Below are 15,684 nucleotides of genomic sequence, written 5' to 3' on the forward strand. Positions count from 1 at the left end.
CGCCGGCGGCGGCGATTCCGCCGCGGCATTCCACATCATGCGCGTAGACGAGGCCGTCCCCGAGTTCGCCGACGCGTTCCCGTTCGAGGCGTTCAACCGGATGCAGACGGAGGCCCTGCCCGCGGTCCTCGACTCGGGCGAGAACGTGGTCGTGAGCGCGCCCACCGCCTCCGGGAAGACGGCGCTGGCCGAACTCGCCATCTGCCGGGCGCTCCGGAACGACGGCACCGCCCTCTTCCTCGCGCCGCTGCGCGCGCTCACCAACGAGAAGGAGTCCGAGTGGGAGCGCTTCGAGGAGCTGGGCTACTCGGTGTACGTCGTCACGGGCGAGCGCGACCTGAATCCCCGCCGCGCCGAGCGCGCGGACGTGCTCGTGATGACGCCGGAGAAGGCCGACTCCGCGACACGCAAGCACGACACCGCGCGCCACGCGTTCATCACGGACGTCGACTGCTGCATCATCGACGAGGTCCACCTGCTCGACTCGGACAAGCGTGGCTCCGTGCTGGAGGTGACGGTCTCGCGGCTGCGCCGGCTCTGTGACCCGCGCGTGGTCGCGCTCTCGGCCACGATGCCCAACATCGAGGACGTGGCCGGCTGGCTCGACGCGCCCGAGGAGTGCACGTTCACCTTCGGCGAGGACTACCGCCCGGTCCCGCTGCACGCGGGCGTGGAGACGTACTCGCACGGTGAGAACCCGTTCCAGGACAAGTACCGCCGCCTGTTCCGGGCCCTAGACCTCGCACAACCCCACATCGAGGACGAGGGGCAGGCGCTCGTCTTCGTCTCCAGCCGGCAGGACACCGTCCGCGCCGCGGAGAAGGCCCGCGACGTGGTCGCCGAGCGCGACATCGCGATGGGCGCCCGCGGCGACTACGACATGCACACCGAGGCCCAGGACCTGGACAACGACACCCTCCGACAGAGCGTCGTCGATGGCGTCGCCTTCCACCATGCCGGGCTCTCGCGCTCGGACAAGGACCGCGTCGAGGAGTGGTTCCGCGACGGCACGGTCCAGCTCCTCTTCTCGACCTCGACACTCGCGTGGGGCGTGAACCTGCCCGCGCGCTGTGTCGTCATCCGGGACACGAAGTACCACGACCCGCTCGAGGGGGAGGTCGACATGAGTCCGCTCGACGTGCTCCAGATGCTCGGGCGCGCCGGGCGGCCGGGCTACGACGACGCCGGCTACGCCTACGTGGTCTGTGACGGGTCGGACGCCGACAAGTACCGCACCCTGCTTCGCGAGGGCAAGGAGATAGAGTCCCGCCTCGCAGAGGACCTCGACGCCCACCTGAACGCGGAGGTCGCACTCGGCTACGTCCGCGAGATGGACGACGTGATGGAGTGGCTGGAGACCACCTTCTACTACGTCCGGGCCCAGGCCGCCCCCGACGGCGCCAGCGACGGCTCGACGGACTACCCGTTCGGGGGGAACCTCCGGACCCGCGCCCGGGAGACGCTCGACGCGCTCGTCGACGACGGGTTCGTCGAGGAGGACGGCCTCCGCTTGCGGCCGACCGCACTGGGCCGCCTGGCCTCGAAGTTCTACATGCGCCTCGACACCGCCCGCGAGTTCGCCGACCTGACCGAACTCGCCGCGGAGCGCCCCGTCGACGAGGCCGACGTGCTGCGGACGGTCGCAGCCGCCGCCGAGTTCGACTCCGTCAGCGCCCGCAAGAGCGAGCGCGACGCCGTCGAGTCCGTTCTCGGGATGTCGTTCGCCACCGACGCCGAGGGCGAGGACCTCGAACCCGGGCATCGGAAGGTGCTGGCCATCTGCCGGTCGGCGATGCGGGGGTCCACCCCGGCCGAACTCCAGAGCGACGCGTGGGTCATCAAGCAGAACGTCCTGCGCCTGCTCGCGGCCCTGCACGCGTTCGCCCGCGAGTTCGCGCCCGCCCGCACCGCGAACCTCGTCCGCCGGGTCGAGGCCCGCGTCGAGACCGGTATCTCCGCCGACGCCGTCGGCCTCACCGCCGTCGAGGGGGTGGCCCGGGGTCGGGCGCAGAAACTCGCCGCAGAGGGTCTGACGACGCCTTCCGACATCGTCGCCGCCGGGGTCGATGGGCTCGTCGACGCGGGCCTCTCGGAGGGCGTCGCCGAGCGCGTCCTGCGGAACGCCCGCGACCTCCCGGTCGTCGAGATCGAGTGGGGTGCGTTCCCCGACAGCATCGCACTGGGCGAGCGGGCGATGTGCCCGGTCACGGTGCGCTCGGCCGCGGGCAGCGCCCGCGCGGGGGTCCGCGTGACGGTCAACGGCCGCGAGATGTCGAGCGGCGAGAGCCATCTCGGCGAGACGGAGACGACGGTCGGTGTCTTCGGCACGGACCAGGCCGACGAGTTGACCTACCGGGTCGAGGTGACGTTCCCGGACCTGCCGCTCGCGCCCGTCTCCGAGAGCCGGACCGTGCGGGTGGAGTAGCGCCGGTCGGGAGCGGGGTTGCTCGCCCGGCCGATCCCGCCGACGGGATGCACGACCCAGCTGCTGGCCGGGCCCGTTGCTATCACGGCCCAGCCGCGAAGATTTATCCCCGGAGCCGACCCACCAGAACCCAGTAATGGGATTCTTCAGCAGACTCAAGACCGGCTGGGCACTGTCGATGGACAGCCTCGACGTCCTCCGCGACGAGCCGAGCCTCACGGTGTTCCCCGCCATCTCGGGCATCGCGGGCGCCATCTATCTCGCCCTGATTCTGGGCGGTGCGGTGTTCCTCGTCGGCCCGAACCCCGGCCCCACGCTGTACGCCGCGCTGTTCGTCGTCTACCTCGGCACCTCGTTCATCGCGGCGTTCTTCTCGGCCGCGCTGATGTACAACGCCCGCGAGGTGTTCCACGGGCGTGACCCCACGCTGAACGAGGGGCTCGCGGCCGCGTGGCGCAACAGACGCCCGCTGTTCGCGTGGGCGGTCATCTCGGCCGTCGTCGGGACGGTCCTCCAGCTGCTGGAGAGTACGGACAACCCGCTGGCCGAACTCGCCTCGTTCGTCTTCAGCGTGGCGTGGGGTATCCTGACGTACTTCGTCGTCCCCGTCATCGTCTTCGAGGAGGTCTCGGTCCGGGAGATGTTCGAGCGCTCCGGGCAGACGTTCAAGGAGACCTGGGGTGAGACCGCGGGCGCCAGCTTCGGCGTCGGCATCATCACCGTCCTGTTCACGCTCGCGGGGCTGGCGGTCGCCGCACTCGCGTTCTTCGTGCTCGGCGGCACCGGGCTGGGCCTCGTCGGCGCCATCGCCATCGGCGTGCTCGTCATCCTGCTGGCCTACCTGGGCGGCACGACGCTGGGCGCAGTCGCGAAGACCGCCCTCTACGTCTACGCCACGGAGGGCGAGCGCCCCCAGCAGTTCGAGAACGTCGACTTCCGGTCGGCCGGGCGGTAAGCCGGCCCCGGAACCACCGGCGCCGGCCGCGGTAGCACCCGATATCGAAGTGTTCAACCCACTCCCCCGACCAGCACGGGCAACCATGCCACAGCACGAACGGCGGTGGTCCGCGTGAGCGCGGCGACCGAGAACGTCGAACTCGTCGGACAGGAGGTCGGCAAGAACGTCGCCCGCGCGGCGCTGCTCGCGGCCCTGACCGGCGCGTTCGCGTACGTCTCCTTCCCGAACCCCGTCTCGCCCATCGCCATCACGCTGCAGGGGCTGGGCATCTTCCTCGCGGGTATCTTCCTCGGCCCCGTCTGGGGTGGGCTGTCCATCGTCCTCTACCTCGTCGCCGGGGCGGCCGGAGCGCCGGTCTTCCAGGGTGGTGCGGCCGGTCTCGGCCAGTTCGCCGGGTCGAGCGCCGGCTACCTGTTCGCGTTCCCGGTCGCGGCGGCCGCCATCGGTGCCCTCGTCCACGGCTTCGACGGCCTCCGGGACCCCAGCGAGGTCCCCATCTGGCGGCTCGTCGGCGCCATGACCATCGGCGTCGCCGTCATCTACGTCGGCGGCATCGCTGGCCTGATGGTGGTCCTCGGGCTGGGGCCCGTCGAGGCGTTCTTCGCGGGGGCGGCGGCGTTCATCCCCGCCGAGGCGCTCAAGATGGCCGCCGCGGTCGGCATCGTCCGGAGCGAGGAGTTCTCCGCCGAGTGACCGACCACCGCCAGCGATGACATGATAGAGACCCGCGCCCTCGAACACTCGTACGACGACGAGCCGGTCCTCGACGGCGTCGACCTCACCGTCGCGGACGGGGAGTTCCTGCTGCTCGTCGGGCCGAACGGCGCCGGGAAGACCACGCTCGTCCGCCACTTCAACGGCCTCCTCGCCCCCGACGCGGGCGCGGTACTGGTCGACGGCCAGCCGGTCGCCGACGACCTCGTGGCCGCCCGCGCGGCCGTGGCGATGGTGTTCCAGGACCCACGCGACGGCTTCGTCGCGGCGACCGTCCGCGGGGACGTGGCCTTCGGCCCGGAGAACCTCGGCCTGCCGCACGCGGAGATCGACCGCCGCGTCGACGAGGCCCTCGAAGCGGTCCGGATGGCGGGCCGGGGCGAGGAACGCATCGACCAGCTCTCGGGCGGCGAACAGGCCCGGGTCGCCATCGCCGGCGCGCTCGCGATGGAGCCGAGCCACCTCGTACTGGACGAGCCGCTGGCCGGGCTCGACCACCCCGCGCGGACGGCTGTCGTCGACCGGCTGGCCGCGCTCAACGAGTCGGGCACCGGCGTCGTCGTCGTCACGCACGACCTCCGCGACGTGGCCGAGTTGGCCGACCGCGTCGTGGTGATGCGCGACGGTGCCGTCGCACTGGACGGCCCTCCGGACGCCGTCCGCGACCGGTTGCTCGAGTTCGACGTCCGACCATGGTGAGCGGCGGTCGGGAGCGCGTGGCAGGGCTGGGCGCCAGCCGCCGCGGAGGGCGACCGTGCTGAGGTACGAGCCGGGGACCACGCTGGTCCACGACCTCGACCCGCGGACGAAACTCGCCTTCCAGGTCGCGTTCACCGCCGCCGCGTTCGCCCACACGACGCCGCGCGGCCTCGTCGTCCTGACGGGCATCGTGGGAGGGGTCCTGCTGGCCGCGCGGCTCCGACCGCGCTCGGTCGTGGCCGACCTCCGGTTCGTCCTCCCGTTCCTCGTCGCAGCACCGCTACTGGAGGGGCTCACGTTGGGCTCGCCGTGGTTCTCGCTCGCGGAGGCGCGGTTCCCGGCGCTGGCGAGCTACCGGGTCCTGCTGGTGTTGCTCGTGAGCGCGGCGTACGTCACCACCACGCCGAGCCGGGAGTCACGAGCCGCCATCCAGTGGCTCGTCCCCGGCCGCCCGGGCCAGTTCCTCGGCGTCGGCGTCGGGCTGGTCTTCCGATTCCTGCCGGTCCTCCAGCGGGATGCAGCGCGTGCCCGTGAGGCGATGCGCGCACGGCTCGGCGAGGCCCGCCCTCTCACCGAGCGGATGCGTATCGTCGCGACGACGGGCCTGCGTCGCGCGTTCGACCGCTCGGACACGCTGGCGTTCGCGCTCGGTGCCCGCTGTTTCGCCTGGAACCCGACGCTCCCACGGCTCGCGCTCGGGCGTACGGACGTGCCCGTGCTGGCGGGCTGTGTCGCACTGGTCGGGTGGGCGCTCTGGCCGCTGGTCGGCTGGCCGCCGGTGCCCGGCGCCTGAGCCGCCCAGGGCGGGGTGCCCGACCCGAAGCTTAACTGGTGTCACTGCATACCACGCGGCGGATGATGGGGGGATGGAACGCGCTCGTGACATTGCTCGTGCTGTCGCTGCTCGTGCCGGCGGGGGCGGTCGCCGTGACGGACCCGGCGACCGCCGCCGCCAGCGCGACGACCGCAGCCACGACCGACCCCGGTCTGGTCGACGTGCAGGTCGAGCCACGTCGCGACCCGGACGGCGACGGTCGCTACGGCGAGTTCGTGGTGACCGTCGTCGCCGACACCCGGATGCCGGACACGGACGTGCTCGGCAACAACCCCGGCGAACCGTATCTCGAGATCGAGGTCGACGGGGAGGACGTCCACGAGACCGACATCGTCGAGCGCCGCTCGGAGTACCGGCTCGCCGTCACGCTCGACGAGTCGGAGCTCGGGGGCATCGAGACGGGCGACCACGACCTGACTGTCGAGCTCTGGGACGCCGACCAGGACCGGGACGATACCGACCTCGGCAACGACGACCAGGTCGACAGCCGGACGGTCGATATCGGCTACGAGACGCCCGCAGCGCTCGCCGTCTCGGCGGCCCGGTCAGAGACCGTCGTCGGCTCGCCGGTCGCATTCCGCACGCCGCCGACGTACGACGCGCCGACACGGTGGACACTAGTCGACGCGCCGCCCGGCAGCGACGCGACGCTCCGCACCTACGACCGCGGGACGGCTACCCTCCGGCCGGACGCGACCGGCCCCTACCGTATCCGGGTGACCAGCGGCGGCGAGACGGCGACGACGACGCTGCGCGCGACCAGCGCCGACCGCGTGCAGGCGCTCCGGCGGTACGCCCCGCGCATCCACTACGCCGCAGAAGAGCCCTACCAGCCGACGCGGTACGAGGCGCTGGTCTACAACGCCGAACTCCAGGACATCGCCCACCCGAACGTCGAGGAGCCGACGCTGTTCGACATCGCGGGACGGAGCGACGACTGGGAACTGGACATGCCCGCCGACGAGCGCGAGTTCCCGACCTACGACGACCGCTTCCCGCCGACCGTCTACGGGAGCGTCCACGAGGGCGTCACCTACCGTGGCGAGACGTACACGGCCTACACCTACTGGCTGTTCTACGTCTACGACCCGAAACAGCCCGACAGTATCGGCGCCATCGTCGCCCACCAGAGCGACCTGGAGACGGTGTCGGTGCTCGTCAACGAGTCCGGGCCGCAGTGGGTCGCCGCCTCCCAGCACTACGGGGGCGAGGTCCGCGAGTGGGCGAAGACGGGGCACACCGGGCATCACGCCGATATCTATCCCGCGTTCGGCGCGCACTCGAACTACCTCCGCAACACGGAGCGCTACGGCGCGGGCATCCCCATCCAGGACCAGTTCATCGACAAAGAGAGCCGGAAGACGGTCATCCCGGACGTGGCCGAGGGGGTGTACGCCGACCGGACCGGGAACGCCCGGAACCTGACCCACGACGGCTCGCTCGGGGAGGCGTATCAGGTCGTCCCCCTCACCGGCGAGGAGGTGTGGGCGAGCTACGCCGGAGCGATGGGCCCCGACGACGAGACCGGGCAGGTCCCCTACCAGCGGACACGGTACACGGACCTCGAGGACTGGCTCACGACGTTCCCGGTACCCGACGAGCGCCAGGTCGACGGCAATCTGAGCGTCGCGGCGCTCGAGGCGGGCGAGGCCGTCGCCGCCGAGGCGCGGCTGGAGAACACCGGTCCGAAACCCCACACCTACTGGCTCGTGCTGGAGGCGGTCCCCGAGCAGGCCGACCGCGAGGTCCGCCGGCTCGACGCCACGGCCGTCCCGCTCGCGACGGATGCGACCGCGACCCGCGAACTGACGGGCACCCCCCCGGACCCGAGCGGGAACTGGTCGCTCCGGGTCCGGGCGCTGGCCTATCCACCCGGCGTGGCCGACCTCGAGGACGTGCTGACCGCGGTGGAGCGCCGGGGCGCACTGGTCGTCAGGGAGTCCGGTGCGGTGGTACTCGAATCGACACCGACGCCGGCCAGTGGCGACGGACGTACGTCGACGAGCGCGGGACCGCTCGGAGCCGTGGGCCCCGGATTCGGCCCGGGAGCAGCGGTGGTCGCCCTCGTGCTGGCGCTGGCGGGACTGGTCGCGAGCGGGCGCTGGGGGGAACGAGGATAGCACGGGACCGCCGGAAGCGCCCGAGACCACCGAGGATGAGGAAGATGGCGACGCTGTTCCCCCCGGCATCGCGTCCCATCGGGGACAGCCTCTCGGTCACGCTGGGGAAGCCCCCCTCGGAGGCGCTCCGCCGCGCCGAGCGCCGAATCGGGTAATAACCACGGTACAATACAGATACTGCTGATATCTCGTTCAGAGTGGGGGATTGGGGGCGATAGAGAGAAAATCCGCAGTTTGCAGATGTTACGGGGACAGTTACAGCACGTTCTCGGGCGTCAGCTCGGGGTCGAACCGGAGCACGTCCTGGACCTCGGCCTCGTCGACGTCCTCGAAGGCCTCGCGGGCGATGGAGCGGAGGTGGACCTCGTCGGCGCCGTCGAAGATGCGGAACGCCCGGACCCCCTCGTAGAAGTGTGCCAGCGGCAGGTCCTTCGCGATGCCGTTGCCGCCACAGCACTGGACCGCGAGGTCGATGATTTCGTTGGTCACGCGCGCGGTGAACACCTTCGACATGGCGACCTCGATACGCGCATCGGACTGGTCGAGTTCGCGGGCGGCGTGCCGGACGCCGGTGCGGGCCATGTGGAGGCGGGTCTCGGCCTCGGCGATGCGCTGGCGGAGCGCCTGCTTCTCGTCGAGCCCGGAGCCGAACGCCTCGCGCTCGGAGATGTACGCCTTCGCGATGTCGAGCGAGCGCTGGGCCATCCCCGAGAAGCGCATGCAGTGCGTGAGCCGGCCGCCGCCCAGCCGCATCTGGGCGATGCGGAAGCCGGCGTTCTCCTCGCCGACGGTGTTCTCGACGGGCACCCGCACGTCACGGTACTTGATTTCCGCGTGGCCGCCGGGGTTCTCGAGGATGCCGTGGCCGCCGAGGTGCCCGGCGTTCCGGACGATCTCGACGCCGTCCGTGTCCGTCGGGACGAGGATGATGGAGCTCCCGGCGTACGGGTGCTCGTCCATATCCGTCCGGGCCATCACCAGGAGGAAGTCGGCGTCGTAGCCGTCCGAGGACCACCACTTGTGGCCGTTGATGACCCACTCGTCGCCGTCCTTGTAGGCGGTGGTCTGGAGCATCTTCGGGTCCGAGCCGGCGCCTTGCATCGGCTCGGTCATCGAGAACGCCGACTGCAGCTCCCCGGAGACGAGCGGCCGGAGCCACTCCTCTTTCTGCTCCTCGGTGCCGACCATCTCGAGGGTGTGCATGTTCCCCTCCTGAGGCGCGTTCGCGCGGATGGCCTGCGCGCCGATGAGCGACCGGCCGGCCTGCTCGAACGCCGGCAGCATGTCGCTGAAGTCCAGCCCCTGGCCGCCGTACTCCTCGGGGACCTGCGGCGCGAACAGGTCGCGCTCCTTCGCCTGCTCCCAGAGGTCGTGCAGTTCGTCGTCGGAGATGTGCTCGCCCGTCCGAAGGGCCTCCCGCTCGCGGGGGATGACGACCTCGTCCATGAACGCCTCGACGCGGCCTGCCACCTCCTGCGCTTTCTCGGAGTCGTGGTACTCCATGTCGCCCATCTCCGCGGGCAGGACTTAAAGTTGTTAGCGACGGTGCCCAGAATCTCGTAATCTGGTAGCGGACGGGGCGATGGGTAGCGGTCGCCCCGGCCGTCAGACCTCGTTCCGCAACCCCTCGAACGCCCCCGACTCGTTCACGCGCCGGACGTTCTCGGCGAGGATGTCGGCACACCGCTCGAAGTAGTGGGGCGTGTGGCCCGCGGTGTGGGGCGTGAGGAGGACGTTCTCCAGCGTCCAGAGCGGGTGGTCCTCCGGGAGCGGTTCGGGGTCGGTCACGTCCAGCGCGGCCGCGTGGAGGCCGTTGCGCCGGAGCGTCTCGACCAGCGCGTCCGTCTCGACGACCGGCCCACGCGCGACGTTGACCAGCGTGGCGTCCGGCGGGAGGAGGTCCAGCGCCGCCGCGTCGACCAGCCCGCGCGTCTCGTCGGTCAGCGGACAGGCGAGCACGAGGTGGTCGGTGCGGGGCAGGACCGCGGGCAGGTCGTCGTAGCCGACCACCTCGTCGGTCGGCCCGCCCTTCCCGGGCGTGTACCGGACCCCGACCGTCTCGACGCCGAAGCCCGCCAGCCGCTCGCCGATGGCCTCGCCGATGGCACCCAGTCCAACCACCGTCACCGTCGAGCCCTGCAGCTCGCCGGCGGCCTGGAAGTGGGCCCACTCGCGGCGCTCCTGGCGCCGCCACCCTTCGTCCAGCCGCCGGACCATCGCCAGCAGCCACCCGATGACGTGCTCGGCGACGTTCGGCCCGTGGACCCCGGAGGCGTTCGTGACGGCCACGTCGCGCTCGCGGAGCGCCTCGAGGGGGAGATGGTCCACGCCCGCGTACGTGCAGGCGAACAGCCCCAGGTCGTCGGCCGCCTCGAGCAGTTCGGCGTCGAGGTCGTTGCTCGTGACGACCGGGGCGTCCGCGACTGCCCGGCGCCGCTCGTCGGGGGTCGCGGCGAGCGTCACCGTCACGTCCGGCAGTCGCTCGCGGAGGGCGTCGGCGTACTCCGTTGCCGGCATCCCGTGCGGTTTGTGCTGCAGGACCGACAGTTCGGAGATAGCGTTCGACATATCCGCCGAGAGGGCGGAACTGACAATAAATATATGTCCGTCTCGGACGAGGCCCAGGGCGCCTCAGACCGCGAGGTAGCTGGTGAGGCGCTCCTCGTCGGTGAGTGCGCTGGGCCCGAGTTCGTCGACCACCTCGCCACGCTCCATCGCGTAGCAGCGGTCGGCCATCTCGCGGATGACCCCGAGGTTCTGCTCGACGAACAGGATGGTCGTCCCGAGCTCCTGGTTGATGGTCCGCATGTCCTCGCTGATCTGGTCGACGATGGACGGCTGGATACCCTCCGAGGGCTCGTCCAGCAACAGCAGGTCCGGGTCGGCCACCAGTGCCCGCGCGATGGCGAGCATCTGTTGCTGGCCGCCCGAGAGTGTCCCCGCGTCCTGGTCGGCCCGCTCCTCGAGGATGGGGAAGTAGTCGTAGATCTCGTCGTACAGCGTCCGTTCGCTGCCGGTGTTGACGGTCTCGCCCATCCGGATGTTCTGCTCGACGCTGAGGTCCGGGAACACGTCCCGGCCCTGCGGGATGTAGCCGATGCCCGCGCGGGCGCGCTCGTCGGCGTCGGCGCCCGTCACGTCCGCGCCGGCGTAGGTGACCGTCCCGGCGCGTGGTTCGAGCAGGCCGATGACGGTCTTCATCAGTGTCGACTTGCCGACGCCGTTCTTGCCCATCACGCCGACGATCTCCCCCTCCTCGACGGTCAGGTCGACGTCGCGGAGGATGGGCGTCGCGTCGTAGGCGGCCGTGACGCCGTCGAGTTCGAGCAGCGTCACGCCCCGTCACCTCCGAGGTAGATATCCTGGACGGCAGGGTCGGACTCGATGTCGGCGACCGGCCCCTCGCGGAACACGTCCCCGTTGTGGAGGACGGTCACGCGGTCGGCGATGGTCGCGACGAAGTCGGTGTCGTGCTCGATGACGACGAAGGCGATGCCGCGCTCCTCGTTGAGCCGCGTGATGCGCTCGGCGATGGCCTCGCGCTCGGCCACGTCGAGCCCCGCGACCGGTTCGTCGAGCAACAGCAGGTCCGGCTCCATCGAGGCGGCCATCCCGATCTCGAGTTGCTGCTGCTGCCCGTGCGAGAGCGTGCTCGCGGGCGCGGCCTCGTAGTTCGACAGGCCGGCCGCGGCGATGGCCTCGTCGACCCGGCGGCGGCGCTCGGCCCCGTCGGCGAACCGCTGGATGGGGAGCCGGGCGTTCTCGCGGACGGTCAGCTCGCCGTACACCGACGGCACCTGGAACTTCATGCTGATGCCGCGACGCACCCGCTCGTGGGGCGGCAGGTCGGTGAGGTCGTGGCCGTCGTAGTAGACCTTCCCGTCGGTGGGGGCGTGGGTCCCCGTCACCAGTTTCAGCAGCGTCGACTTGCCGGCGCCGTTGGGGCCGATGAGACAGCGGAGTTCGCCCTCGGCGACCGAGAAGTCGACATCGTCGATGGCGGTGAAGCCGCCGAACTCCTTGCGGAGCCCCTCGGTCGCCAGCAGCGTGTCCGTCCGGTCACCCGTCGCCAGTTCGGCCGCCGTCTGACGGACGTTCGGGTGGCCCGTCGCGGTCTCCGGCCCCGTGTCGGTCTCGGCGTCGGTTCCGTCGGTCGTGTCGGTGTCGTTCGTGCTCATGCCTCGGTCACCTCGGGGTCGGTCGAGTCGGTCGTCTCGGTGGGGGGCGTCGTCCCTCCGCCGCGCAGGTTCCGGTAGGTCCGGTCGAGCCACGGGACGACGCCGCCGGGGAGCCCGAGGATGGACACCAGCAGCAGGGCCCCGACCGTGACGAACGCCCACTCGCCACCCAGCGAGTTCCGGAAGAACTCGATGCCGACGGTGGCCGCCACCGCGCCCAGCAGCGTGTCGCGGCCGCCGATACTCACCCAGACGACGGGGAGCGAGGCGAACGCGAGCTCGAACACGCCCGGACTGACGTAGTTGCCCCAGGCCGCGTACAGCACGCCCGAGAGCCCCGCGAGGGCGCCGCCGAGCGTGAACACGAGGAGCTTCGCCCGCCGGACGTCGTAGCCGAACATCCGGGTCCGGTCCTCGTCCTCGCGGACGGCGACCATCACGCGGCCGAAGTCCGAGTTGACCAGCACCCGCAGCCCCAGGTACGTGGCCACGAGCAACACCAGGACGAGGTAGTAGAACATCACGTCCGAGATGACGAGGGCGGCCCCGCCGACCCCGAGCGCGAGGTTCGGGATGGTGGGCATCCCGTTGAACCCGCCCAGTGCAGCCTCGCCGATGGTCCACTGGTCGCCCGCGGTCTGGGCCATGAACGTGTGCAACACCAGCGTCGACACCAGCGTGATGATGGTGACGTAGACGTCGCGGACGCCGCCGTAGAACATGAAGTAGCCCAGGACGGCGGCCACCAGCGCCCCGCCACCGATGCCGACGAGGAACGCGCCGGTGATACCGGCCGGGGTGGCGAAGTTCACCGAGACGACGCCGAACGTGTAGCCGGCGACGCCGAAGAACACCACCTGCCCGAAGCTCAGCACCCCGGCGTACCCCCAGACCACCGACAGCGACAGCCCGAGGAAGGCGTACACCAGGAACAGCGAGAACCGCGAGGCCTGGTAGGCACCGACGATATAGGGGTAGACCAGCAGGGCCGCCACGGCGACGGCGAAGCCGGCCCAGTACGCCCGTGAGTTGCCGATGGTGTTCGGCCCCTCCAGCCGGCCGCGGATTCGGCCGAGGAGCCCCGACGGCTCCGGGTCGGTCCGCCCGGCGCCGGTCTCGGTCGCCATCTCAGGCACCCCCCTCCTGCCGGCGCGCGCGGACCCGCTCGACGAAGCCCGTGATGCCGTCCGGCAGGAACCGGATCATCACGATGGCGGTCACCAGCAGTGCGATGCGGCCGGCGGTCGTCCCCAGCAGGTTCGAGACGAGGGCGTTGATGCCGCCGAGGAAGCCGCCGGCGAGTGCGGTCCCGAGGACGACGCTGGGGCCACCGACGACGACGGCGACGAACGCCTCGACGAGGAACGACCCGCCCAGTCCCGGCACCATCGTCACGGTGGGAGCGTACAGCGCGCCGGTCAGGCCGGCGAGGCCGGAGCCGATGACGAACGTGGCCGCGTACGTCCGTTCGGTGTCGACCCCGAGCGCGCGGGCGGTGTCCTCGTCCTGGATGGTGGCGCGGGCGCGCATCCCGAACTCCGTCCGGGTGAACACGAGGTACGCCAGCACCAGCACGCCGAGTGCGACTCCCGAGAGGACGACCCGGTACATCGAGTACGAGAAGCCGCCGTAGGCGAGTTCGCCGAGCGGCGTCCCGATCTGGTCCAGCGAGTTGCCCAGCGTGATGCGCACACCCTGGACCATGATGAGGCTCAGCCCCCACGTCGCGACCATCGAGTCGGCCAGCCGGTCGTACAGGGGCTCCATCAGGTCGCGCCCGGCCACGCGCTGGCCGATGGCGTTCGGAATCGACCCCGAGATGATGACCCGCTCGACGAGGAGGCCGAACAGCGCCGTCACGACCATCCCGACCAGCATCGCCGCCACGAGCGGGAGCCCCAGCCGGACGCTCGCCAGCGTCGTGGCGTACGCCCCCAGCATGATGAACTCGCCGTGCGCGAGGTTGATGACGCCCATGATGCCGAAGATGATGGCCAGTCCCGCCGCAGCTAACACGACGAACGCGAAGCTGTCGAGGAACTGGAAGAGCAGGTTCAGCCCGTTGATCATCCTGCCTCCTCGTAGAAGTCCTGTGGCGTGTACTGGGTCTCCTCGTCCTCCTCGGTGAGGTCACAGCCGACCGTGTCCTTGAGGAAGGTCTCCGGGATGACCCGGTCGTCGACGGCCTCGACGTTGTGGTTCTCGTCGGCCCGCATCACCCACATGTGGTGGTCGACGTGGTGGGTCTCCGGGACCAGACTGATCTCCTCCTCGCCGGGGGCCTCGGGCGCGCCGTAGGTGATACCCGACTCCAGGGCGGACTTGACCTCCTCCTGGTTGGTCGTGCCGGCCTGCTCGACCGCCGCCTTGTACATGTAGATGGAGAAGTAGTTGTTCTCCGCCTCCTCGTTGAGGTAGGGGGCGTCGGGGAACTTCTCGTAGTAGCGGTCGACGAAGCCCCCATCCGAGGTGTTGCGCTCGGTCGGGATCTCCTCCATGTAGTTGACGCCGGCGTAGATGTTGGCCATCGCGGGCGGGTCCAGACGGAGGTGCTCGTACCCCTGGGCCATCGCCGTCGACGTGCCGATGGGCACGTCCAGCCCGGCGGAGGCCTTCTGCTCGTAGAAGGAGGTGTGGTTCGCGCCGACGAGCATCGACATCACGAAGTCGGGGTCGGCCTCCTGGATGCGGTTGATGGTGGAGCCGAACTGGGAGTTCGACAGCGGGATGAACTCCTCGCCGATGACCTCGGCGTCGTTCTCGTCGGCCAGCACCTTCACCCAGTCCGCGCTCAGCTGGCCGAAGTTGTAGTCGGCCGCGATGGTGTATATCTCCGGCCCGTACTCCTCGCGGAGGTACGGCAGGACGCTCCCCAGCTGCTGGCGGGCGGTCGGCCCGACCGCGAAGACGTTCTTGTCGCAGACCCCGCCCTCGTACTGGGTGGTGTAGAAGTAGAGCTGGTCCTCGCGGTCGATGATGGGGCGGATGGCCTCACGCGTCGCCGAGGAGTAGCCCGCCCACAGCGCGTCGACCTGCTCCTGCTGGATGGCCCGCCGTGTGAGTTCCTGGTAGCGCTGGTTGTCCGACTGCGGGTCCGGGTCGAACACCTCGATCTGCTTCCCGTCGATACCGCCGTTCTGGTTGATCTCCTCGATGGCCAGCAGTGACGCCTTGTGCTTCGGGTCGCCGACCAGCGCGAAGTTGCCCGAACGGTCTTCGAGGATACCGAGGGTGATGGTGTCGTCACCACTGCCGCCACCGCCACCGCTGGAGCCGGGGACGCCGGTACAGCCGGCCAGTGCCGCCAGCGTCGCCGCGGACCCGGAGGCGAGGAAGCCACGACGGCCGACACGACGGTCGCTCATTCGGCCACCTCCGTGCCGACAACAGAGTCATGGCGACAGACAGCGACATTTTCAGACATATCTACAACTTTCGTGCGAAGACGAACATACTCGTCCATATTCTCGGGCACACACCGGCCAAATCGTGAGCAGCATATAACATTTACCAATCGTGTATTATACTGCCCTTTTCGTGGTGTGAAACGTATAAGGACGTGTTATTATCCACCGAATGTAATCGAAAGTCCGCTATTACGGCAGATATTTTAGAAATTATCTCGGTTCGAGAGAGCCAGTGTGCGAGCGGTCGGGTTCGGAAAGAATTGCGACGGCGGACCCGGGGACGCAACGATGGGGACGGGCGAAGAACGAGCCGGCAGAAGAGGACGGGGCAGGGCGAAGGAGCGGAAC

At 70.1% G+C, this 15,684-nt stretch carries 13 protein-coding genes; 6 read left to right on the top strand and 7 right to left on the bottom strand.

What is annotated here, in order from left to right; all coding sequences use genetic code 11:
- Positions 1–37: 37 nt before the first annotated feature.
- From NL115_RS07980 to NL115_RS08005, 6 genes are all read left to right on the top strand, one after another.
- The gene (locus tag NL115_RS07980) at positions 38–2,425 is read left to right on the top strand and encodes a DEAD/DEAH box helicase (protein ID WP_254832650.1); all 2,388 of its coding nucleotides are present in this window, start codon (positions 38–40) and stop codon (positions 2,423–2,425) included.
- Between the two features lie 136 nt (positions 2,426–2,561).
- Positions 2,562–3,380 carry a DUF6159 family protein gene (locus NL115_RS07985; RefSeq protein WP_254832651.1) on the top strand — a complete coding sequence of 273 codons (819 nt, stop codon included), beginning with the start codon at positions 2,562–2,564 and terminating at the stop codon, positions 3,378–3,380.
- Between the two features lie 114 nt (positions 3,381–3,494).
- The gene (locus NL115_RS07990; protein ID WP_254832652.1) at positions 3,495–4,076 is read left to right on the top strand and encodes a biotin transporter BioY; all 582 of its coding nucleotides are present in this window, start codon (positions 3,495–3,497) and stop codon (positions 4,074–4,076) included.
- A 21-nt stretch (positions 4,077–4,097) separates the two neighbouring features.
- The gene (locus NL115_RS07995; protein ID WP_254832653.1) at positions 4,098–4,796 is read left to right on the top strand and encodes an energy-coupling factor ABC transporter ATP-binding protein; all 699 of its coding nucleotides are present in this window, start codon (positions 4,098–4,100) and stop codon (positions 4,794–4,796) included.
- A 55-nt stretch (positions 4,797–4,851) separates the two neighbouring features.
- Positions 4,852–5,589: an energy-coupling factor transporter transmembrane component T family protein gene (locus tag NL115_RS08000; protein WP_254832654.1), complete on the top strand. Its 738-nt coding sequence runs from the start codon at positions 4,852–4,854 to the stop codon at positions 5,587–5,589.
- A gap of 62 nt (positions 5,590–5,651) precedes the next feature.
- A complete protein-coding gene (locus tag NL115_RS08005) occupies positions 5,652–7,751 on the top strand; it encodes a hypothetical protein (RefSeq protein ID WP_254832655.1) in 2,100 nt (699 codons plus the stop codon).
- A 255-nt stretch (positions 7,752–8,006) separates the two neighbouring features.
- Here NL115_RS08005 and NL115_RS08010 read toward each other — a convergent pair whose 3' ends face one another.
- The 7 genes from NL115_RS08010 to NL115_RS08040 all read right to left on the bottom strand — a co-directional run bounded on the left by NL115_RS08010 (position 8,007) and on the right by NL115_RS08040 (position 15,294).
- Positions 8,007–9,254 (bottom strand): acyl-CoA dehydrogenase family protein, encoded by a 1,248-nt coding sequence (locus tag NL115_RS08010; protein ID WP_254832656.1) that lies wholly within the window; start codon positions 9,252–9,254, stop codon positions 8,007–8,009.
- 102 nt (positions 9,255–9,356) lie between these two features.
- Positions 9,357–10,319, bottom strand: coding sequence for a D-2-hydroxyacid dehydrogenase (locus NL115_RS08015; protein ID WP_254832657.1), 963 nt, complete (start codon positions 10,317–10,319; stop codon positions 9,357–9,359).
- A gap of 63 nt (positions 10,320–10,382) precedes the next feature.
- Positions 10,383–11,081: an ABC transporter ATP-binding protein gene (locus NL115_RS08020; RefSeq protein WP_254833076.1), complete on the bottom strand. Its 699-nt coding sequence runs from the start codon at positions 11,079–11,081 to the stop codon at positions 10,383–10,385.
- A gap of 2 nt (positions 11,082–11,083) precedes the next feature.
- Positions 11,084–11,929, bottom strand: coding sequence for an ABC transporter ATP-binding protein (locus NL115_RS08025; protein WP_254832658.1), 846 nt, complete (start codon positions 11,927–11,929; stop codon positions 11,084–11,086).
- On the bottom strand, positions 11,926–13,056 hold the full coding sequence (locus NL115_RS08030) for an ABC transporter permease subunit (protein ID WP_254832659.1): 1,131 nt from the start codon (positions 13,054–13,056) through the stop codon (positions 11,926–11,928). Before NL115_RS08030 ends, NL115_RS08025 begins: the two co-directional genes overlap by 4 nt.
- A 1-nt stretch (position 13,057) precedes the next feature.
- Entirely contained in the window at positions 13,058–13,999 is a 942-nt protein-coding gene (urtB, locus tag NL115_RS08035; RefSeq protein ID WP_254832660.1) for an urea ABC transporter, permease protein UrtB, read from the bottom strand.
- Positions 13,996–15,294: an urea ABC transporter substrate-binding protein gene (locus NL115_RS08040; protein WP_254832661.1), complete on the bottom strand. Its 1,299-nt coding sequence runs from the start codon at positions 15,292–15,294 to the stop codon at positions 13,996–13,998. Before NL115_RS08040 ends, urtB begins: the two co-directional genes overlap by 4 nt.
- Positions 15,295–15,684: the final 390 nt, after the last annotated feature.

Origin of the sequence: Haloglomus salinum, assembly GCF_024298825.1 — an archaeon.
GTDB lineage: Archaea > Halobacteriota > Halobacteria > Halobacteriales > Haloarculaceae > Haloglomus > Haloglomus salinum.

Coding starts and splice junctions, on each gene's coding strand:
- NL115_RS07980 (WP_254832650.1), top strand. CDS start 38: ATGCGCGTAGACGAGGCCGTCCCCGAGTTCGCCGACGCGTTCCCGTTC.
- NL115_RS07985 (WP_254832651.1), top strand. CDS start 2,562: ATGGGATTCTTCAGCAGACTCAAGACCGGCTGGGCACTGTCGATGGAC.
- NL115_RS07995 (WP_254832653.1), top strand. CDS start 4,098: ATGATAGAGACCCGCGCCCTCGAACACTCGTACGACGACGAGCCGGTC.
- NL115_RS08005 (WP_254832655.1), top strand. CDS start 5,652: ATGATGGGGGGATGGAACGCGCTCGTGACATTGCTCGTGCTGTCGCTG.
- NL115_RS08010 (WP_254832656.1), bottom strand. CDS start 9,254: ATGGAGTACCACGACTCCGAGAAAGCGCAGGAGGTGGCAGGCCGCGTC.
- NL115_RS08015 (WP_254832657.1), bottom strand. CDS start 10,319: ATGTCGAACGCTATCTCCGAACTGTCGGTCCTGCAGCACAAACCGCAC.
- NL115_RS08025 (WP_254832658.1), bottom strand. CDS start 11,929: ATGAGCACGAACGACACCGACACGACCGACGGAACCGACGCCGAGACC.
- NL115_RS08030 (WP_254832659.1), bottom strand. CDS start 13,056: ATGGCGACCGAGACCGGCGCCGGGCGGACCGACCCGGAGCCGTCGGGG.
- urtB (WP_254832660.1), bottom strand. CDS start 13,999: ATGATCAACGGGCTGAACCTGCTCTTCCAGTTCCTCGACAGCTTCGCG.
- NL115_RS08040 (WP_254832661.1), bottom strand. CDS start 15,294: ATGAGCGACCGTCGTGTCGGCCGTCGTGGCTTCCTCGCCTCCGGGTCC.